The sequence below is a fragment of the Pseudomonas sp. TE3911 genome, from assembly GCF_054062775.1.
In genome coordinates this window covers 1,002,550-1,023,443 of the sequence record NZ_JBSSFP010000001.1, presented here as the reverse complement: position 1 = coordinate 1,023,443, position 20,894 = coordinate 1,002,550, and the positions used below count along the sequence as shown (strand labels likewise).

The 20,894-nt window shown below is 59.9% G+C and carries 17 protein-coding genes and 1 tRNA gene; 5 read left to right on the top strand and 13 right to left on the bottom strand.

Translation table 11 applies throughout. The features are described from left to right. Positions 1–5 precede the first annotated feature (5 nt). From ACVWXD_RS04660 to ACVWXD_RS04650, 3 genes are read left to right on the top strand one after another with little or no spacing between them, the layout of a single operon-like run. The gene (locus ACVWXD_RS04660) at positions 6–2,162 is read left to right on the top strand and encodes a glycosyltransferase (RefSeq protein ID WP_457370720.1); all 2,157 of its coding nucleotides are present in this window, start codon (positions 6–8) and stop codon (positions 2,160–2,162) included. A 19-nt stretch (positions 2,163–2,181) separates the two neighbouring features. Further along, the gene (locus tag ACVWXD_RS04655; RefSeq protein WP_241089452.1) at positions 2,182–3,156 is read left to right on the top strand and encodes a class I SAM-dependent methyltransferase; all 975 of its coding nucleotides are present in this window, start codon (positions 2,182–2,184) and stop codon (positions 3,154–3,156) included. Positions 3,157–3,173: 17 nt separating this feature from the next. Next, positions 3,174–5,231, top strand: coding sequence for a glycosyltransferase (locus ACVWXD_RS04650; RefSeq protein ID WP_457370719.1), 2,058 nt, complete (start codon positions 3,174–3,176; stop codon positions 5,229–5,231). On the opposite strand, the gene ACVWXD_RS04645 is transcribed toward ACVWXD_RS04650, so the two are convergent. The 6 genes from ACVWXD_RS04645 to ACVWXD_RS04620 all read right to left on the bottom strand — a co-directional run bounded on the left by ACVWXD_RS04645 (position 5,232) and on the right by ACVWXD_RS04620 (position 10,573). Further along, the gene (locus tag ACVWXD_RS04645) at positions 5,232–6,101 is read right to left on the bottom strand and encodes an NAD-dependent epimerase/dehydratase family protein (protein ID WP_122754115.1); all 870 of its coding nucleotides are present in this window, start codon (positions 6,099–6,101) and stop codon (positions 5,232–5,234) included. It abuts the gene before it with no gap. Next, positions 6,094–7,005: a glycosyltransferase family 2 protein gene (locus tag ACVWXD_RS04640; RefSeq protein WP_095185491.1), complete on the bottom strand. Its 912-nt coding sequence runs from the start codon at positions 7,003–7,005 to the stop codon at positions 6,094–6,096. The genes ACVWXD_RS04645 and ACVWXD_RS04640 overlap by 8 nt, the downstream gene beginning before the upstream one ends. Then, positions 6,983–8,089, bottom strand: coding sequence for a glycosyltransferase family protein (locus tag ACVWXD_RS04635; RefSeq protein ID WP_241150291.1), 1,107 nt, complete (start codon positions 8,087–8,089; stop codon positions 6,983–6,985). Before ACVWXD_RS04635 ends, ACVWXD_RS04640 begins: the two co-directional genes overlap by 23 nt. Further along, complete coding sequence (wecB, locus tag ACVWXD_RS04630) at positions 8,086–9,189, bottom strand: non-hydrolyzing UDP-N-acetylglucosamine 2-epimerase (protein ID WP_256583497.1); 1,104 nt, start codon at positions 9,187–9,189, stop codon at positions 8,086–8,088. The genes ACVWXD_RS04635 and wecB overlap by 4 nt, the downstream gene beginning before the upstream one ends. Positions 9,190–9,540: 351 nt before the next feature. Next, positions 9,541–9,616, bottom strand: a tRNA-Asn gene (locus ACVWXD_RS04625). Between the two features lie 60 nt (positions 9,617–9,676). Beyond that, positions 9,677–10,573, bottom strand: a complete 897-nt coding sequence (locus tag ACVWXD_RS04620; protein WP_457370718.1) for a LysR family transcriptional regulator — start codon at positions 10,571–10,573, stop codon at positions 9,677–9,679. A 101-nt stretch (positions 10,574–10,674) separates the two neighbouring features. Between ACVWXD_RS04620 and lldD the strand changes: the two genes are divergently transcribed. Continuing rightward, positions 10,675–11,817, top strand: a complete 1,143-nt coding sequence (lldD, locus tag ACVWXD_RS04615) for an FMN-dependent L-lactate dehydrogenase LldD (protein WP_032885933.1) — start codon at positions 10,675–10,677, stop codon at positions 11,815–11,817. A 281-nt stretch (positions 11,818–12,098) separates the two neighbouring features. Continuing rightward, entirely contained in the window at positions 12,099–13,025 is a 927-nt protein-coding gene (locus ACVWXD_RS04610; protein ID WP_032885934.1) for a GGDEF domain-containing protein, read from the top strand. 20 nt (positions 13,026–13,045) lie between these two features. On the opposite strand, the gene ACVWXD_RS04605 is transcribed toward ACVWXD_RS04610, so the two are convergent. From ACVWXD_RS04605 to ACVWXD_RS04575, 7 genes are all read right to left on the bottom strand, one after another. Continuing rightward, positions 13,046–13,813, bottom strand: a complete 768-nt coding sequence (locus tag ACVWXD_RS04605) for a TenA family transcriptional regulator (protein ID WP_185160056.1) — start codon at positions 13,811–13,813, stop codon at positions 13,046–13,048. Between the two features lie 78 nt (positions 13,814–13,891). Further along, positions 13,892–16,354: an EAL domain-containing protein gene (locus tag ACVWXD_RS04600; RefSeq protein WP_095185487.1), complete on the bottom strand. Its 2,463-nt coding sequence runs from the start codon at positions 16,352–16,354 to the stop codon at positions 13,892–13,894. A 71-nt stretch (positions 16,355–16,425) separates the two neighbouring features. Further along, entirely contained in the window at positions 16,426–18,228 is a 1,803-nt protein-coding gene (locus ACVWXD_RS04595) for an ABC transporter ATP-binding protein (protein ID WP_457370717.1), read from the bottom strand. Continuing rightward, complete coding sequence (locus tag ACVWXD_RS04590) at positions 18,218–18,823, bottom strand: DsbA family protein (RefSeq protein WP_179180049.1); 606 nt, start codon at positions 18,821–18,823, stop codon at positions 18,218–18,220. Before ACVWXD_RS04590 ends, ACVWXD_RS04595 begins: the two co-directional genes overlap by 11 nt. Before the next feature lie 36 nt (positions 18,824–18,859). Then, positions 18,860–19,801 carry an oxygen-dependent tRNA uridine(34) hydroxylase TrhO gene (trhO, locus tag ACVWXD_RS04585; RefSeq protein ID WP_032885941.1) on the bottom strand — a complete coding sequence of 314 codons (942 nt, stop codon included), beginning with the start codon at positions 19,799–19,801 and terminating at the stop codon, positions 18,860–18,862. Between the two features lie 101 nt (positions 19,802–19,902). Beyond that, complete coding sequence (locus ACVWXD_RS04580) at positions 19,903–20,196, bottom strand: BolA family protein (protein WP_032885943.1); 294 nt, start codon at positions 20,194–20,196, stop codon at positions 19,903–19,905. Positions 20,197–20,202: 6 nt separating this feature from the next. Next, on the bottom strand, positions 20,203–20,718 hold the full coding sequence (locus ACVWXD_RS04575) for a DUF2059 domain-containing protein (protein ID WP_032885944.1): 516 nt from the start codon (positions 20,716–20,718) through the stop codon (positions 20,203–20,205). Positions 20,719–20,894 lie beyond the last annotated feature (176 nt).

Sequence of the window (20,894 nt, the reverse complement as noted above, 5' to 3'; positions counted from 1 at the left end):
ACGACATGGATAAGGACAGCCAAGCTACCCTTGAGCAAGACCTCATGCGCATGGAGCGTGATGCAGCCAGCCGGCAGCGAGACGCAGCAATTGCCTATATCGCAACGTTAAAAAACACGCGCTCCTGGCGGATCACCAAGCCGTTGCGAGCACTGCTTCATTGGTTGCGATACCGATCACTGCACACCGGCCCCGACACTCCCGACTTCCTGCACCAGGACAGTTTTCCTCTTAGCAGCCCGTCGATAAGCAACGGGTCGCCAGCGCCTGACGAAGCTTCGTCAGAGAACCGCTTCGACATCCTCTGCTTCGCCAATATCGACTGGGCCGCGCGTTTCCAGCGCCCCCAGCAGTTGATGAGCCAGTTCGCCCGGCATGGCTACCGCGTCTTCTACATCGTGCCCTCACGCAGTGCCGAGCCCGGCCATGCCTATAGCTGCCTTGAAGTGGCGCCCGGCGTCTTCGAGATTGCGTTACAGCGCCAGGAGTTCGTGGACTGCTACAACGACCGCATCGGGGAAAAAAATCTACTGGCCTATTCGACGGCGATTGAGCAACTGGCCGAGGACTTGCGCATAAAGACGGCGGTGTCCGTCGTCCACCTGGCCTTCTGGGCACCACTCGCCGCTCAGTTGCGCCGAGACCATGGCTGGAAAATCCAATACGACTGCATGGATGACTGGGTGGGCTTTCCGGGCATCGGCAAGGTGTTGCTGGAGGAAGAAGAAACCCTGGTTCGAGACGCCGACTTGGTGACCGTCACCGCCGCCCTGCTGCACGAAAAATGGGCAACGACGAGCAGTAACTGCCTGCTGTTGCGCAATGGTGTGGATTTCGGATTCTTCGAACGCAACTGCGTGCCCAACAGCCTGCTGTCGGACATCCCACGGCCCTTGATCGGTTTTTACGGGGGCCTGGCCGAGTGGGTGGACTTGCAGTTGATCGCCACCATCGCCCGGCAGCGTACAGACTGGAGTTTCGTGTTGATCGGCGACATTTTCGTCAAGGACCTGGCCGGCCTTGACCGTTTGCCCAATGTGCACCTGCTCGGCAGAAAGCCCTATGCCCAGATGCCGTTGTACCTGTACCACTTCAATGTCTGCCTGATCCCATTTCGGCTGTACAACGTGACCCACGCGGTCGATCCGGTGAAATTCTACGAGTTCATCAGCGCGGGTAAACCGGTGGTGTCGGTACCGCTGGAAGAAATGAAGATCTACGACGACTACGTGTATTTCGCCGATGGGCCGCAAGCGTTCATCGAGCAGATTAACCGTGCCTTGAGCGAAACCGATCTCGCGACGCCCACCGAGCGAGTGGCACTCGCCAGCGCCAATGACTGGCGCAATCGCTTCGACGCCAACCTCAGCGCACTGAAGGCGTTGCATCCGAAAGTGTCGATCGTGGTCGTCACCTACAACAATGTCGAGCTGACCCAAGCCTGCGTCGAAAGCCTGCTGCGCAACACCACCTACCCTAATTACGAGCTGATCATCGTCGACAACGCCTCCTCGGACGATACGGGCAACTACCTGCGTTACCTGGGCCGCACCCACGCCAACCTCACCCTGGTGCTCAACGACCGTAACCTGGGCTTCGCCGCCGCCAATAACCAGGGGCTCAAATTGGCAACCGGGGATTACCTGGTGCTGCTCAACAACGACACTGTGGTGCCCAAGGGCTGGATAGACCCGTTGCTCCGCCACCTGCAAGACCCACAGATCGGCCTGGTCGGCCCGATGACCAACTCGGTGGGTAACGAAGCCAAGATCAGCGTCGACTACGCTGACATTGCACACATGGAAGCCTTCGCCGACCGCCACGTCGCGCAGCACCGAGGCCGTACGTTCGATATCAGCATGCTCGCCATGTTCTGCGTGGCCATGCGTCGCGACGTGTTCGAGCGCATCGGCTGGCTGGATGAGGCCTTCGGCATCGGCATGTTCGAGGACGACGATTACAGCCGGCGTATCCAGGCGGCGGGCTTGCGGACCGTGTGCGCAGAGGACGCCTTCATCCATCACGTAGGCCAAGCTTCCTTCAAGAAGCTGATTGTCAGCGGTGAATACCAAGCGCTGTGGGACAAAAACCAAGCGTATTTCGAAAGCAAATGGGGGGCTTGGACACGTCCGCAGCCACAGCGACAACCGGATACGCACTGACCCACCCAAGGAGGACTCCGTGTTCAAGCGAATCATGAGCAAGCTCAGCGGTAAGCTGGAAGAGATAAGCGCCGACAAGCAAGTGACGGCCGATCACTGGTCGGAAAACATGGCCGGCTCCGATGCCTTTTCTGCGGATGTCTACTGGCTCGCCGTTCCGGCGGTACAGCGGCGCCATCAGCGCAAGGCAACGGCTGGCAGCGGCCACCCCGGCTGGGTGCAGTACTGCCTCAAAGAGTTCCTGGGCGACCCGGTGCAAGGCGCTCGGATGCTCAGTATCGGCTGTGGCACCGGCACCCTGGAGCGCGAGCTCTACAGGCTCCACGCATTCGAACACTGCGACGCCGTGGACATCGCGCCGGGCGCACTCGACGCCGCCAGGGCAGAAGCGCTGGCGATGGGTGCGTCAACAATCAATTACTCGTTGTGCGATATCGAAAAGACTGACCTGCCTGCCAATCAATACGATGCGGTCTGGTTCAATGGTTCGCTGCACCATATCCGTGAGCTGGAGGTGGTCTGCCAGCGCGTTGCCCATAGCCTGAAACCCGGCGGCTGGCTGTTCTTCAATGAATACGTCGGGGCCAACCACTTCGCCTTTGATGCGCAGCAACGTGCAGCCATCAGCCACGCGTTCGGCTTGATTCCCGAGCAGTTTCGCCGTTCATTCGTGCAGGGTTCATACGGCCAGGTGCAACACGCCGTGCCATTACCCGACCCGGCCGACGTGGTCAAAGTCGACCCTTCGGAAGCCGTGCGTTCGGCGGATATTCTGCGGGTGGTGGGAGAGCACTTTGATATCCGGGCACTGAACCTTTGCGGCGGCTCGCTGCTGCAGTTCCTGATGCACGGTATCGCCGGCAATTTCAAGGAGGACAATCCACAGTCGTTACGGGTGCTGCAAATGTTGTTCGACATCGAAGACGGCTTGATCGAATCCGGCACGCTGAAAAGCGACTTCGTCATCGTCGCCGCCTCACCGCGAAAGTCCTGATAAGGCAGCCCGCCCCTATGCTGACCGATCGGCGTCCTTCACGCTGGAACCGCTGGCGCGTGGCCTACCACCGGCTGCCGCTTCCGGCCAGTATGAAAAAACTGCTCGCGGCCTTTTACCGAAGGGCAGTGCTCAGAGCAGTTCGCGCGCTGCGCAGCGCCCTGAACCCCGGGCAGGGTTTCGTCAGCCCTTCGCCAGCCCCGCAGCCACCGCAGGCCGGGCTGGCGGACTACATTATCTGGGGCGCTATCGACTGGGACTTCCGGCACCAACGCCCTCAACAACTGGCCCTCGCGCTGGTCGCCACGGGACGGCGGGTTATTTACGTTTCGACGTCACTGATAGATGCCAGCCACGCCGGCTTTGAGCTTGAGGCGCTGGACCAAGAGCACCGGTTGTTCCAGGTCCACTTGTTCACGCGTGGCGCGCCGCTGATCTACGCCGCGGCCCCGAGCACCGCGCAGGTTCAACAGCTGTGCAGCAGCATCGGCGAGGTGCTGCTTTGGGCCGGCTGCGCACGGGTGATTTCATTGGTGCAACACCCGTTCTGGTGCGACGTCGCCGCTGAGTTACCCGATAGCCGATTGATCTACGACTGCATGGACCATCATCAAGGCTTCGGCGACAACGCAGCGGACATCCTGCTCCTTGAGCAGCGACTGGTCCGGGACGCCGACATCCGACTGTTCACCTCCGACTGGCTGGCCCAGCAATGGCCGGTCCAAGCCAACAGGCCCAGCGCCGTCCTGCGCAATGCCGCAGATTTCAGCCAGTTCTCCAGCGTGCCGGCGTCGATCTACCGTGATCGCTTGCAACGCTCGGTGATTGGTTATTACGGCGCCATCGCCGACTGGTTCGACCACGCGTTGGTGGTCCAGATCGCCAAGGCCTTTCCCCAGCATGTCGTGCTACTGATCGGCGCCGATACAGTAGGGGTTCGTGCCCGATTGCGCGGCTGCCCGAACGTCGAATTTATCGGTGAAGTGCCCTATACCGAACTGCCCTATTACCTGCACGGTTTAGACCTGTGCATCGTGCCGTTCAAGGTGACGCCGCTGACACTCGCCACCAACCCGGTCAAAGTCTATGAGTACCTGAGCGCCGGCAAACCAGTGGTTACGGTGGATCTGCCAGAAATGCAGCAATTCGGCGAACAAGTGCAGGTCGCGCGGGATACGCCAGGGTTTATTGCGGCCATTGCCCAAGCGCTGGTGCCGTCAACCATTGAACAGATTGCCCAACGGCAGGCGTTCGCCGCCCAACAAACCTGGGCACACCGTGCCGATACGCTCATAACCCTGGCCGAACACAGCGAACACGCCCCACGGACCAGCGTCATCGTGGTGACCTACAACAACCTGGCGCTGACCCGCGCCTGCCTGGACAGCCTGGAGCGCAACCGCGAATCCCCCGCGCTGGAGATCATCGTGGTGGATAACGCCTCCAATGATGGCAGCGCCGAATTTCTCACCGAGTGGGCTGCCGGGAGCGGGCAGACACTCATACTCAACACCGACAACCGTGGCTTCGCTGCCGCAAACAATCAGGGTTTAGCGGTTGCCAACGGCGATTACCTCGCGCTGCTCAACAACGACACGCAGGTGACGTCGGGGTGGGCAAGTACATTGCAGCGGCATTTGCAACGCCACCCCGAACTCGGCCTGATCGGCCCGGTGACCAATAACATCGGCAATCAGGCCAAGGTCGACATTGACTACGCCAGCCTCGTGGACATGCCGCAGGCGGCTCGGCGCTATACCTGCCGGCACCTGGGCGAAGTTGTCCGGCTGCCGACCCTGGCGTTTTTCTGCGTGATGATGCCGCGCAGTACCTACACACGCATCGGCCCGCTGGATGAGGCGTATGGACGGGGATTCTTCGAGGATGACGACTACTGCCGACGGGTCGAGCAAGCCGGATTGGTGAGCGCCTGCGCGCGTGATGTGTTCATCCATCATCACCTGTCGGCGTCGTTCAAACTCATGCACCAAGGCGAGCGTCTGGCGCTGTTTGAACGCAACAAGGCGCTTTACGAAGCGAAGTGGGGCCCGTGGGTGCCCCATGAGCATGAGTGACTAACGCAGTTCCTGTTCCGACAGCAAAAACGTCCTGGGCACAAAGCCAAGGTCCCGCGCTGCATCCCCATGATCGAAGACCAAATCCTGGTTCATGCGCTGCGCCATCGCCGCCGACCACTTACGATAGCGCGGAAGGCAGCGCAGCAGCGGCACGGCAATCCTGAATACCCAAAGCGGCACCGTGAGCAAACGCGGGCGCCGGTTCAGGGCGCTGAACACTCGGCTCACCATGTCCCGGTACGCCAGTGTTTCCCCGCCTGAAAGGTTATAAGCGTGACGGCACACGTGGGGCGCCTGCACTGCACGCACACAAGCCATCGCCACATCCTCGGCGTGCACGGGTTGGCGCAGCCCCATCGCACGGCCAAACACCGGAAAAAAACCGAACCGGCGGATAAACCGGGCAATCTCCGCGATGTTTTTGTCGCGCCCGTCGCCGTAGATCAACGTAGGCCGCAGGATGCCCCAGTGGACCTGGTGATGCAGCGCCCAATCTTCAACGCGGACCTCGGCGTCGCGCAACTGGCTGGCCAGGTGCTGCTCGTGCAGGTCATCGGAGTGGCTTTTGGTAAAGCAACTGGTGGAAGACAGAGCGATGACTTTGCGCGCACCGCAGGCCTGCAGTAGCGCAAAATACTGCGGCAGCACCCAGATCGGCGCCACACAGATCCACAACGAAATAGTCTGCACAGGCTCAGGTTTCGCCAGTTCGGCTAAACGTTGCCAACGAATCGTGCCACTCTCCGTACCGTGCTGTTCCTGCCGGGAAAACGCGACGACCTTGCAGTGTTCGCGCGCAAGCAACGCCAGTACATAACGCCCCACCAAGCTGCTGGCCCCCAGCACCCCCACCGTGACCTCAGGCACGCCCAACGCCCAGTCGAGCCAGCATCAACTTGACGCCATAGTAGGTTGAGACCATGCCGAAGCGCAGCCACACCCCCATCACCACCCACCACCACAGCACCTTGGGATACTGCGCCCTGAAATACGTCTCGTAGAAACGCACCATGCCACGGTGTTTGTGCCATTCGACAAAGAATGGCCGGCTCCGGCTGCACGCACCCCGCCAGTGCATGACGCGCGCCTGGGGCACGAACACCACGCGCCACTGTTTCAATCGGAAACGCATGCACCAATCCAGGTCTTCGCAGTGCAGAAAATAGCCTTCGTCCCACAGGCCTACATCGACGAGGGCCTCACGTTTGACCAGCATGCAGGCGCCAGAAATAGCTTCCACGGCGACCGGTTCGTCGGGCAGTGGCTCGCGATGCAACAAGAAGTCCGAGCATAAAGAAGGAAACAGCCAGTCCAGGCGGGACAACCCAAACGCCCGTACGAATGCACGCCTTGGCGTGGGGAACACCCGTCGTCCGCCCGGCTGTTCGGACCCGTCGGGGTTGCACAGGAACCCACCCACCATGCCCGTGGCAGGATCGCTGTGCAGCACGTCCATCATGTGCCCTAGCGCCCCCGGCATCAGCACGCAATCGGGGTTCAGAAATAACAACGTACCCGCATCGCAAACGCCCGCGCCGGTATTGCAGGCCGCGGCAAAACCACTGTTGTGGTTGTTCCTGATGATGCTTACGCGGGCATCGGCCTCATACGCCTTCAAGTGCGCCAGGCTCCCATCGCTCGAACCGTTGTCCACCACGATCACACGCAAGGCGCCTTCCTTCAGCGCCGACGCGACGCAGTCGCCGATCAGCTTGCCAGCGTTGTAGTTAACTACGATCACATCACAGTTATGAATAAAGCTTGGCGGCATCAAAACGCGCCTCCCATGAGTGTTGCCGTGCAAAGGCACAGGCTTCATCGGTATCGCGTTCACACTGCAAAGCGGCCTCAGCCAACGCAGCAAGATCAGTCAGCGAGTGGCTGATAAAAACCCCCGGCAGGTCACCACGCTCATGCATCTCGCCGAAATCAGTCGAGATCACCGGCAACGCCAAAGCTCGGTATTCGTAGTATTTGATAGGGTCGACGGCTGCAGTCAGCGCGTTCTGCTTGAACGGAATCAACCCCACATCAAACTCGGCCATAGCACTCAGCGCGGCCCCATGGTCACAGGCGGGCAACACCACCACGTTGGGCGGCAGTCGAGCGCCCAGCGACCCGAAGACCGGCCCGATCAAACGAATTTCATCGTTCGGCCGGGCCTTGGCCAACGCGGCGACCCAGTCCCAGTCAAACCAGGCCGCCATCGTGCCGACGTAGCCGAACACTTTGCGTGCCGACGCGACCGGGGCGGGTTGCACGGCGGAAATCGCCGACAGGTCGAGCCCGTTGAACACCCGTTGTACCTCACGTCGATAACGCCTCCACTGCGCATCGAGGCCGGAACTGGACGCCCAAATAACGTCCACGCGTTGAGCGATCAACCGCTCACAGCGCGCCAACGCAGACTGGGACAGGCCGGTATAAAACGCCGGGAAGTCATCCATGGCGTCGTACAAAGACGCGCAATGAGGAAGCCGCCGCAACAGCAAGTGCGCAAGCGCTGAGGGCTTGCCGATGACAAGCAATGCAGGGACGTCGTGGATGAATGCATCGATCTGCTTCAGCGTGTTTCGCCACAAAAACTGATTCACCCAACCGACGCCTGGCAGCGGCTCGATGGGCAAACCGCCGGGGTTGATCACGCTAAGCCACGACGGCATGCCGGCAGGCTGGTGCGTAGTTGGGGCTACCGATGAGCGCCTGAGATCGCTCCACCGGGGAAGTCGCGTGGGATAAGGGTCTACCCACAGCACCTGCGCGCCCGTGCGGCGGTGAACCCATTCGACAAACTTGTGCGGCCGCTGGGCGAAACTGTCCCAGGGTAACGGCGAGAGGAAGACCAGACGCTTCACGAAAAGTGCTCGCGTAGAACGCTGACAATGCGCCCGGCCGCCTGCCCATCGCCATAGGGCGAGAAACCACGTGCCATGGCGCGATAGGCGGACTCATCGTCCAGTAGGCGCTGCGCCTCTTCAACGATGCGCTCACAGTTCGCGCCCACCAGTTTTACCCCGCCCTGCTCCACTGCTTCCGGCCGCTCGGTTTCATCACGCATGACCAGCACCGGCTTACCCAACGCAGGCGCTTCCTCCTGGACGCCTCCCGAATCGGTCAGGATGAAATACGCCGCTTTCATGGCAGCCACGAACGCCGCGTAATCCAATGGCGCGCACAATCTGAAGTTCGCAATACCCGCCAAGGACGCCTGGGCGACTTCCTGGATATTCGGATTCGGATGCACGGGATACAGAAACTGAACCTGCGGGTTGTTCTCTGCCAGGGTTCGCAACGCTCGGCAGATGCTGCGAAAAGGTTCGCCAAAATGCTCTCTACGGTGAGCCGTCACCAGCACCAGGCGCTTGCTCGGGTCAAGCTCAAGGCCCAGTTGCGGAGCCAGGGTGGCCGTCGCGAGCAGCGCATCAATCACGGTATTGCCGGTGACAAAAATGTCCGCGCTGCAGACGCCCTCTTTCAGCAGGTTTTGCCGGGCACCTTGAGTCGGTGCGAAGTGCCAACGCGCCAACTCACCGGTAATGACCCGGTTGGCTTCTTCGGGAAAGGGCGATTGCTTGTCCCAGGTGCGCAGGCCGGCTTCAACATGGCCCAGCGGTATACGCTGATAAAAGCATGCCAAGGCGCAGGCCATCACCGTCGTGGTATCGCCTTGCACCAGCACGACATCGGGCTGCTGTTCCAGCAGGACCGTATCCATGTCGAGCAATAACTGGGCGGTCAGAGTGGCGAGGGTTTGACTTGGCCGCATGATGTTCAAGTCAATATCGGGCTCGATCCCGAAAAAACGCAGGAGCTGATCGAGCAAATGACGATGCTGCGCTGTGGCAACGACCCGCACATCGGCCCAACGCTCTTTTTTCAAGGCCAGAATGACCGGGGCCATTTTGATGGCCTCGGGACGCGTCCCGATAACACAAAGGATTTTTTTTGCCGACACAGACCTGTTTCCCTATTCGAAGGAAGCTCAATCACTGCGCTATTCACCAGCCGTTTTGCCCACACGTTCCGTTGTGCCTTTCGATGTAGCTGCCTTCAGGGACCCATACGCACACTGCAGAGAAGATCTTTGGAATATTTTGATACTAACGAAGCCAGCATAGGCACAGATTGCGCGACCTGCACGGTGCAACGGCGCAACAATCGACGAGATCCTGCTTTACGGGGCAGTTAAAAACACAGAAGGCCCGCGCGATTGCTCGCAGCGGGCCTTTCTTTGTCGGCGGGCACACAGGGCCTTACCAAATTCAACGCAAAAAAAAAGCCTGCATCTCTGCAGGCTTTCTCTATCTGGCTCCACGACCTGGACTCGAACCAGGGACCCAATGATTAACAGTCATTTGCTCTACCAACTGAGCTATCGCGGAATGCGCCGTATGTTACTGATTGAAAAGGAGAAGTCAAGCTTTCCATGACATTTTGGGCGATTAATCCGGATGGCCGGTTGAAAGCTGTGACTCCTTGGCCAATTCCAACCAGGCCCGAGCGGCGGGTGGCAAGTGGGCGCTGGCGCGCCAAGCCAGGGCGATGTGCCAGTCGGTATGAGGTTCGTCCAGGGGGATCAGGGCGATGCCGGGGTGTTGGTGCTTGTGCGCGAGCATGCGCGGCAGGAAGGCCGCGCCGAGGCCGGCGGATACCAAGTCGACGATAAAGTCGATCTGGGCGCTGCGCGCTGCCACACGCGGTTGCACGCCTTTGCGCTCGCACGCGGCGAGGATTTTGGCGTTGAGGGCGAAGCCGGCTTCGAACAGGATAAACGGCGAATCTGCCAGGTCGGTGAAGTCGATTCGTTTGCGCTGGGCCAGGGGGTGGCTGATCGGCAGGACGGCCATCAGCGGTTCGTTACGCACGGGTTGGTAGTCGAAACCTTCGTCTATGGGCAGCAAGAGGGCCGCCAGGTCGACCTCACCTGCTTCCAGGCATTCACGCAGTCGTTTACTGCCGTACTCGGTCAGTTCGATGTCGATGTCGGGGTAGCGTGTGCGATAGGTGGCAAACATCGTCGCAAACAACACGCCACAGCCCACCGGCGGCAGGCCGATGCGCAATACACCGCGTTTGAGACCACGCAAGTCATTGATCTCAGCGACCAGATCGTTGTGTTCGGCCAGCAAAACCAGGGCGCGGCTGTAGGCGATTTCGCCAGCGGCGGTGAGTTCATTGCGATGGCCAAGGCGGTTGAGCAGTGGCATGCCCAGTTCGTCCTCCAGGGTTTTGATCGCCTTGCTCACACTCGACTGGGTCAGGGACACCACTTCAGCGGCTTGAGAGAAACCGCCTTGGCGAACCACTTCGACAAAGGCACGCAGTGTTCTCAGGTTCATCAGTATTCCTTTTTCGACTGACTACTAGCGATAAAAGTTGTTTTTATCATGACAGAAGTTTGCCTATCTTGGAGGCACCTTGCCTTGCCGAGATTCCGTGCATGATCATTTCGTCCGCCTCTGACTACCGCGCTGCCGCCAAGCGCAAGCTCCCGCGCTTCCTGTTCGACTACATCGACGGCGGCGCTTACGCCGAGCACACGATGCGCGCGAACAGTTCGGACCTGGCCGAGATCAGCCTGCGCCAGCGCATCCTGCGCAATGTCGACAACCTGAGCCTCAAGACCACGCTATTCGGCCAGGAACTGGACATGCCGGTGATCCTCAGCCCCGTGGGCCTGACCGGCATGTACGCGCGGCGCGGCGAAGTGCAGGCGGCGAAGGCGGCGGCCAACAAGGGTATTCCGTTCTGTTTGTCGACGGTGTCGGTGTGCCCGATCGAAGAAGTGGCCTCCCAGAGCTCGCAGTCGATCTGGTTCCAGCTCTACGTGCTCAAGGACCGCGGATTTATGCGTAATGCGCTGGAGCGCGCCCAGGCGGCCGGCGTCACCACGCTGGTGTTCACCGTCGACATGCCCACGCCGGGCGCACGCTACCGTGATGCCCACTCGGGCATGTCCGGGCCGTTTGCGGCGCAACGGCGCATGCTGCAGGCGGTCACAAAGCCGCAATGGGCCTTCGACGTGGGTTTGATGGGCCGTCCACACGACCTGGGCAATATCTCCAAATACCTCGGCAAGCCTACCCACCTGGAAGACTACATCGGCTGGCTGGCGAACAATTTCGACCCGTCCATCAGTTGGAAAGACCTGGAGTGGATCCGCGAGTTCTGGAAAGGCCCGATGATCATCAAGGGCATCCTCGACCCCCAGGACGCTAAGGACGCCGTGAGTTTTGGCGCCGATGCCATCGTGGTCTCCAACCATGGCGGCCGCCAGTTGGACGGCGTGTTGTCCACCGCCAAAGCGTTGCCACCGATTGCCGAAGCCGTGGGCGATGAGCTGACGGTGCTGGTGGACTCCGGCATCCGCTCCGGGCTCGACGTGGTGCGCATGCTGGCCCTAGGTGCCAAGGCCTGTCTGCTGGGGCGTGCCACCGCCTACGCGTTGGCCGCCGACGGGCAGCATGGCGTGGAGAACCTGCTGGACATCTTTGCCAAGGAAATGCGCGTGGCGATGACACTCACTGGCGTCACGTCAATTGACCAGATTGACCACACCACTTTGGTTCAATCAGCCAAATAACTGACGTCATGCGCCGATGGCCTTTTGCTGCGTGAAAAAATACCGTTGATTTATAAGGATTATTTTTAAAGTAAACGAAATGGCATGAATCTCGCTCTAACCACGTTCAAGCAGGCTAAGCGATGACATGACGTGCGGGGGCACCCAAGGGTTATAACGCTTTGCAAAGCGGTCTAAACTGTTCCCAATGTTTTACGGAACTGAAGGAACAGTTAGACGCTTGGCACTCGCCACTCTCATCGAGCCTGTAAGACAGCTAAGAGCTTAGAGGCCGATCGCTTATGAAAACACCTACCCAGACCAACGCAATTGACTTCGACAGTGCCAAATTGCAACGCCTGGGATTTGGCCAGCCATCGCTCCTGCCTCGCCGCCCGACGACCGTCGCGCAACTTCGCCAGCAACTGGGAATGCAATTGCAGACCAGCCTGGAGCCGGATCGCATCCTCGGGTTGTTCTTCCGTGAGATCCAGCGCTTGGTGCCCCTTGATGCCCTGCACTATCGCCATCAGGCCAGTGATCTGCGGCTGGAGTTCGGCCAGCGCGGCCACCACTCGGTGAATTACAGCCTCAGCCATGAAGGCGAACACTTGGGTGAGCTGATCTTCCGTCGCAACCAACGCCTCGCCGAAGACGAACTCGGTCAGCTTGAGTCACTGCTGGCCACCCTGCTCTACCCGATGCGCAATGCCCTGCTATATCGCGCCGCGACCCGTAGCGCGCTGCGTGACCCCCTGACCGAGACGGGCAATCGCATTGCCATGGACCAGACTCTGCAACGGGAAATAGACATGGCGCGCCGGCACCTGCACCCATTGTCCTTGCTGATGCTGGACATCGACCACTTCAAGGTAATCAACGACACCCACGGTCACGCGGCCGGCGATACCGTACTGCGCACCGTCGCAGCGGCCATCAAGGCCCAGTTGCGTAACGTAGACATGGTGTTTCGGTTTGGCGGGGAGGAGTTTCTGATCCTGCTCTCCAACACCGGCCGGGATGCGGCGGCGATGGTGGGCGAGCGGCTGCGGCAGGCAGCACAGGCTCAGGATTACTGGGCGGATGGAAAGCGGATCGAATTGACGGTAAGCCTCGGTTGTTCGACCTTGCTGGCCGCCGAGTCGGTCGAAAGCCTGTTGCGCCGGGCCGACAACGCGTTGTACGTGGCCAAGCGCGAAGGCCGTAACCGCTTGGCAATGGCGGGGTAGAACCCCGCCATCGCGTTACATCAAGCTTCGCTGGCGACGCGCAGCGGGCGTTCACGCACGGCGGTGGCTGGCTTGTCTTTTTCCAAGCGCATGCAGCTTTCCAGGAACAGGTACATGTAGTCATAGCTCTTGCACACGGCCTGGCGCAGCTCTGCCTGCAACGCCTTGGTCGGGTTCATGCCGGCCAGGGTGCAGATGATTTCCAGGGCTTCCCAAGGGTGAGCGTCGTCGTACTGGGCGTGCATCTTCAGCCACTTCATCGCACGCTTGCGGTCTTCCTCGGGGAAAGCCGCCGCGTACACGCCGGTGGAACAGACCACGGCCGACCACTCCCCAGTCGCCCCCTCGATGGCATAGTTAGTCGCAGCCACGGCCACGATCAACGAATCGGATGAGCTGGTGTGCCAGCACCAATGACTCAGCGCATGCAGCTCCGGCGGTACATTCTGGGCCTGCAGCTCTTCGAGGCTGACTCCGTGGGCGCGGGCCCAATGCACCCAATAGTCGGCGTGGTTCAGCTCCACGCGGATATTGCGCATCAGCCAACGTCGCGCCATGTCCTCTCCTGGATGGCGCGCAAATTTGGTCTTGGTGAGGTTCTGTGCCATGTACAAGGCAAACTGTTCCACCACAGGCCAGCCACCAATGAGGTAGTGACGCATGGTCTTGGCGCTGAGCGTGTTGTCACGCATGCGTTGGTACAGTTCGTGCTCGACAACTCGGCGCTTGCTCTCGCTACAGTCCTGGATCAATTGCTGAGCCCAGACGGGGTAGCTTGAGGCTTCCATAAGCGGGCCGGTTCTGTTGAAGGTGTCGATCACTGTTAAGGCTCCTTTTTAAGTGTGATTTACAGACCAGCAAATGTTTCAGCGGAATGTGCCGGGCGCCTTCAATAACAGAGGCTGCGGCCGCACAGGTCGACACTGCAAACTATCAAAGGTAAACAATTGCGGTCGTTCAATCAGGTAGCCCTGAGCGTAATCCACACCAATATCGAGTAACGCCTGTTCGATGTGCGGTGTTTCAACAAACTCGGCAATTGTGCGCTTACCCATGACGTGGCCGATGTGATTGATCACTTCGACCATTGCGCGGTTAATCGGGTCGTCCAGCATATCCTTTACGAAACTTCCATCGATCTTCAGGAAGTCTACAGGTAAATGTTTCAGATACGCGAACGAGGACATCCCGGCGCAAAAGTCATCCAGGGAGAAATGGCAACCTAAGGCCTTGAGTTCATTAATAAAGCGAATGGCACTGCCTAAATTTGCTATTGCGCTGGTTTCAGTTATTTCAAAACAAATCATTTCTGGCGGGATGCCGTAAGTGCCGAATTTCTCATGTAAAAACCCGAGAAAATCATCATCGCCAATGGTGATTCCTGACAGATTTATCGCACACATGGCCATAGGCCGGCCCGGACGCTCGTGCATGCAACGGGCGATGATCTTGAACACGTTCTCGACCACCCAACGGTCGAGGGACGTCATCAAACCGTAACGCTCGGCGGCAGGGATAAAGCTGTCGGGGAGGATGGTTCGACCCGCCTCATCATGCAGGCGAAGCAGGATTTCGATATGCCCGTTGCCAGCATCGGTATTTCCCAGCGGTGAGATTTCCTGTGCGTACAGGCAAAACCGGTTCTCCTCCAGTGCCATGTGCAGGCGCTGCACCCAGGCCATCTCGCCAAAACGCAGGGACAGCTCCGAGTCGTCAGCGTGATAAACCTGCACGCGGTTGCGGCCTTTTTCCTTAGCCATGTAACAGGCCATATCGGCGGCGCGCAGCGAAGTCTCCAAGGTGGTCGGGGTTTGCGAGATATGCACCAGGCCAATGCTCACGGAGGTCATGAACGGCCGGCCCTTCCACACAAAATGCAGGCTCTGCACCGTGTGGCGCAGGCTCTCGGCGATTTTTTCCGCCGCAGCCGCCGGGCAATTCTCCAGCAGGATGCCGAATTCGTCGCCGCCCAGGCGCGCCAGGGTGTCGCCCTCACGCAGGTCCGATTGCAGCAGCGCGCAGATATGCCGCAGCAACTCATCTCCCGCCGCATGGCCGCAGGTGTCGTTGACCAGCTTGAACTGGTCGAGGTCGAGGAACATCAACGCATGCCGCCCGCCCTCAGGTTGCTGCGCCATGTGCAGGACCTGTTCCAGCCGGTATTCAAATTCGCGGCGGTTGGCCAGGCCGGTCAAGGCGTCATGCGTGGCCTGCCACGACAGGTTGGCAATGTATTGGCGCTCCTGGGTCATATCGTGCAGCACCAGCACCGCACCGCTGATTTTGCCGGCGCTTCTGATCGGTGCGCCCACCAGGGTGACGGATACCGTACTGCCGTCCAGGCGCTGGATGGTTTTTGAATGCTCGCTGCCCCCCTTAAACTGCCCCTTGACGATGTGCTCGATCAGGGTAAATCCATCGGGTTGAGCGTCGTCATCCAGCAGGTTGAACAGCGCCGCCAGGGGCAGGCCCTGAGCCTGGCCAGAGTTCCAGTGGGTCATGGCCTCGGCGGCGGGGTTCATATAGGTGATTGCACCGTCTACATCGGTGGTAATCACCCCGTCGCCAATTGACTCCAGGGTGATCTGCGCCCGCTCCTTCTCGGCCTGCAAGGCATCGGCGAAGGCATGACGCTGCGTCAGCAGCTTATGGGTACGCAACAGCGCCAGCACGATCAGGCCCAGGGCGGTCGCCAGGTTAGTGATCAGCAGCAACCGCAGAATCATGCGCGAGCCTTCGCCCAGAGCATCGCTGAAGGCCTTGGCAGCCGGCGTCACGCCTTCGTTGATGGCCGTGATATGGGCCTTCCACTGCCGCACATCGTTAGGGTTGACTTGATCAGCCCTGATTGCGCTGTGCATCTCGCGGGCCAGTTCATCCAGTTGAACCAGGTAGCCATCCCCTACCGTCCACAGTTCGATGGCTTTTTCCAGGTAGCTGAAATGTCGGAAGTTGAGGTACAGCCAGATCAGGCTGTTGACGTCATCCGGGTGGTTGCCGCCCTTGAGAATGCCCAGACGTGCGGCCTCCAAGTCTGGCGTGGGGCGGTCCAGGGCAATGCGCAGTTCGTGCCCGCCCTGAGGCACGGCGATGGCTTGCTGGTATTTGAGGTAGGTGGCTTGGTCGCGGTTGTCGGCATAGAGCGTCAGATAATAGATGGCGTCCTTCTGGCCCTTGGACCATAAGCTCTCGCCGCCCACATAGCCTCGTACCGCTGAGAGCATGTAGAGACTGACGCAGCCCAATAATGCCTGGAACAGCACGACGGCGATAAAGGGCCAGACAATGCCCAACAGCCTAGGCGTTCCTAGAGTCCGCTTTTGCTTCATGAATTCCCTTGCATATGCACTGCTGGATACGCACGCAAAACACTCATTCGGATAGCACAGCCTAGGCTAAATCAACGTACTTGTTGCAAATGCCCATACAGTTTTGCGTACAAACCACCATCGGCAATCAACTGCTGATGGTCGCCATCCTCAGCGATATGACCACCGTCAAACACTAAGACTCGATCGGCTTGTTTTACCGCCGACAGACGGTGCGCGATGATCAGTGTAGTACGCCCGCTGAGGAACCGCGCCAGCGCCTGATGCAGGTTGTATTCAGTGGCGGCATCCAGGGCGGAGGTCGCTTCGTCGAGTATCACCACTTTGGGTTCGGCCAACACCATGCGCGCAATCGCCAGGCGCTGACGCTGACCACCGGAAAAACGCACCCCGGAACGCCCCACTACGCTGTCCAGACCCTGAGGCAACGCTTTAACCGTAGCCTCCAACTGGGCAATTTCAAGGGCCTGCCAGCAGGCCTGGTCAGTGCGCTCGCGGCCCATGGTCAGGTTGGCACGCACGGTATCGTTGAACAGCGCCGGGTGTTGCAGCACCACCGCGACGTGCTCGCGGATAGTCTCGAGGCCGATCTCCTGCTGGGTTGCACCGCCAAATCGGATAGTGCCCGCCTGCGGCGTGTACAGCCCGAGCAGCAGTTGCACCAGGGTGCTTTTACCGCCACCGCTGGCGCCGACAATCGCGACTTTTTCGCCGGGAGCAATTTGCAGGTTCAGTTGATCGAGCACCAGATCATCGCCATAACCGAAATCCAGGCCGCGCACTTCGATGCCGACGGTTTCACGCCCGGTAAACGGGTCTTCACCCCCGGCGTATTGCGGCTCGTCGGCACGCGCCAGCAGTTCATTGATGCGCGTCAGCGCCCCGCCCGCCGCGTAGTAGGCGTATTGCAGATTCAATAATTGTTCAACCGGGCCGATCATGAACCACAGGTAGCTGAACACCGCGAGCATCTGGCCGATGGACAGGTCGGAAAACAGCACGGTGAGCATTGCCGCTGCGCGGAAGATGTCGATGCCGAACTGGAACAGCAACCCGCTGGCGCGGCTGGACGCGTCGGTTTTCCACTGGGAATGGATCGCGTAGTCACGCACTTCCTGGGCGCGCTGGCCCAGGCGCCCGAGGAAAAAGCCCTGGCGGTTGCCGGCGCGGACTTCCTGGATAGCGTCAAGGGTTTCAGTCAGGGCTTGGGTGAAGCGTGAGGTGCTGTCGTTTTCCAACTTCTTGAGGTGTTTGACGCGCTTGCCCAACTGTACCGTGGCGTAGATCACCAACGGGTTGAACAGCAGGATCAGCAATGCCAGTTGCCAGTGCATCCATACCAGGATCGCCGAAGTACCGACCAGCGTCAGCATCGCCACCAGAAAGCGGCTGAGGGTTTCGCCGACGAATTTATCCAGGGTATCCAGGTCGGTGACCAGGTGAGTGGTGACCGTGCCGCTGCCCAGGCTTTCGTATTCGCCCAGGGAGATGCGCTTGAGCCGCTCGATCAGACGCACGCGAATGCGGTACACAATGTCCTTGGCCAACCGCGCAAACAGCCGCGCCTGTACCACGTTGAACACCAGTGCGCCGCAACGCAGGGCCAGGGTGACCACCAGCATCAGGCCGATATAACCGGCGGCCTTCTGCCAACCCAGGGGCAATGCGTGATTCATCACCTTGAGCGCGGCATCACCATGGCCCAGCAGCACTTCGTCCACCAGCAACGGCAACAGCAAGGGGATGGGCACACTGCACAAGGTCGCCAGCACGGCAACGCCATTGGCGATCCACAGGGATTTCTTGTGACGCAAGGCCAGGCGGCGAATTTCCGCCCAGGTCAGACGGTCAATGCGTTTAGGCTCATCCTGCACAGGTTGCTCGCTCCAGCCATCGGGCGAGCAATGGCGACAGTTCCGTCAGCGGCTGATAGCCGTTGGTGAGCAATGCCAGTTGACCATTGCGCTCGGCCAACAACGTCGGGAAACCGGCGATACCCAGGTCCTGCACCCACGTAAAGTCCGCCGCCGTGGCCGCGTGCTGCTCGGCGCGGTCAAACGCACCGGCAAACTCGATACGCGGGATGCCCGCCTGCTCGGCCAGCTCAACCAGCACGCTGGCAAGGGTCACGTCGCGCCCCTCCACATAAAACGCACGTTGGATCAGGCCCAGCAGTTTCCAGGCACAATCCGGCGCCAGGCTACGGGCGGTGACGATGGCTCGGCAGGCCGGCTCGGTGTCATACACAAAACCGTCGGGCAGCGCGCCTTCGCGCTTGAACGGCTGGCCCGTGGCTTCAGTGACGGCCTGCCAGTGTTCGAGGATGTAGCGTCGGGTCGTCGGCTCCAGCGCCGCGCCACTGCCGGTGCGCAAGCCGCCCACCACCAGGTGCACGTCCACACCGGCCGCTTGGGCCTGCTCAACCAGCGCCTGCGCCACCGGGGCAAAGCCCCAGCACCAGGAACACATCGGATCCATTACATAGAGCAGGCGCGCGGACATAGGTCAGGCCTCGGAAGGGGTTTGCTTGTAGTTGAAGCCAATCGGGTGCGGCATATTGCGGGCCTTGGCCAGTTCAATCTGCTTTTGCCGGTCGATCGCGCTGCGGCGGGTTTTTTCCGGCAGCTTATCCCAGCAATGAGGGCAGCTAATGCCGGCCACGTAGTGCTCGGAGGCGCGGTCTTCGACGCTCACAGGTGTGCGGCAGGCATGACATTGATCGTAGTCGCCTTCGCTCAAGTCGTGGCGAACGGTCACGCGATTATCGAAAACAAAGCAGTCGCCCTGCCACTTGGTTTCTGCCTGAGGCACCTCTTCGAGGTACTTCAGGATGCCGCCCTTGAGGTGGTAAACCTCGCCATAACCTTCGCTGAGCATGTAGCTCGACGCTTTCTCGCACCGAATACCGCCGGTGCAGAACATGGCGACTTTCTTGTGCTTGGCCGGGTCGAAGTTGGCTTTGATATAGTCGGGAAATTCGCGAAAGCTGGTGGTTTTCGGGTCGATTGCGCCTTCAAAGGTGCCAATGGACACTTCGTAATCGTTACGAGTGTCGATCAGCAGCACTTCCGGGTCGCTGATCAGGGCATTCCAGTCTTTCGGGTCGACGTAGGTGCCGACCTTTTTGTTCGGGTCGACGCCTTCTACGCCCAGGGTCACGATCTCTTTCTTGAGCTTGACCTTGGTGCGGTAGAACGGTTGGTCCTCGCAGTACGACTCTTTGTGATCGATGTCGTCCATGCGTGGGTCGTTCTTCAGCCAGGCCATCAGGCCATCAATGCCTTCGCGGCTACCGGAAACGGTGCCGTTGATGCCTTCTTCGGCGATCAGCAAGGTGCCTTTGATGCCGTTGTCGACCATCGCCTGCAGCAAGGGCTCGCGCAGAGCGACGTAATCTTCGAGGGTGACGAACTTATACAGTGCCGCCACGACAATCGGTTGAGTCATGGGTGTTCTCTCCAGGTGGCTACCCTCGTAAAGGGTGAACCGGATGCAAAAAAAACGCGCCGGCTAAGCGGCGCGTTGCGGATTCTATCAGGGATAACCCGTCAATGTCCGCCGGCGCAGGTCGGCGAGGCCGGGGCTGCGTCGATTGTCGCCCATTCTTCAGGCGTGTAGGTATGCAGCGCCAGCGCATGAAACTCGCTCATCAGGTCACCCAGGGTGGCGTAGACCTTCTGGTGGCGCTTGACGCGATTGAGCCCTTCGAACTGCTGACTGACCAGCACGGCCTTGAAGTGGGTCTGCAACCCACGGCTGTGCATATGGCTTTCATCCAGCACGCTCAAGTGTTGCGGGTCCAGGGCGGCGAGCGCCGTTTCGATACGCTGTTGCATGATCATTCCTGCTTACTTCTTCTTGGCCGGAGCGGCTTTAGGCGTCAGCTCGTTGGTCATGTCTTCCAACAGCTTGTTGACCACCGGAACGGCGCTTTCCAGCTTGGCCTGAGTCATCTGGGCCGATTGCTGGGTCAGTTGCGGCATTTTTTCCAGGACTTTCTTGCCCAGTGGCGACTGGTAGAACGCTACCAGGTCCTTGAGCTCGGATTCGCTGAAATTGGTGGTGTAGAGCTTGACCATGTCCGGCTTCAGCTTCGGCCAGCCGATAGCTTGGTCCAGGGCGGCGTTGGCCTTGGCCTGGTAGCTGTCCAGTACGGACTGCTTGGCGGCAGGCGCCTTAGTCTGCTCGAAACGCTGGGCGAACATTTGCTGCACTTGCATGTACACCGGGGTACCCAGCTTGTCGGCATGGGCCAGGGTAAGGAAGGCTTCGGCACTGGCGTTGTGGCTGGCGGTATCGGCAAAAACCTGGCCGCTGGCGCAAACCAGAGCAACCGCGGTACAGATGGCACGAAGACGAGTCATCGAGTTTCCTTTCTAGCTGGCGAGGTAAGACCCCAAGGGCGCCCATTCTGCGCCTAAAAAACCTCGCGGCTCAACCCCAGGCCTTGCCGGGCGCGGATTGCCCGATGAAAAGTCTTTTAGGGAACCCACCAGGTCAATCACGGCCTAAACTGCGCAAACGAACCTAAGGAGTGTGC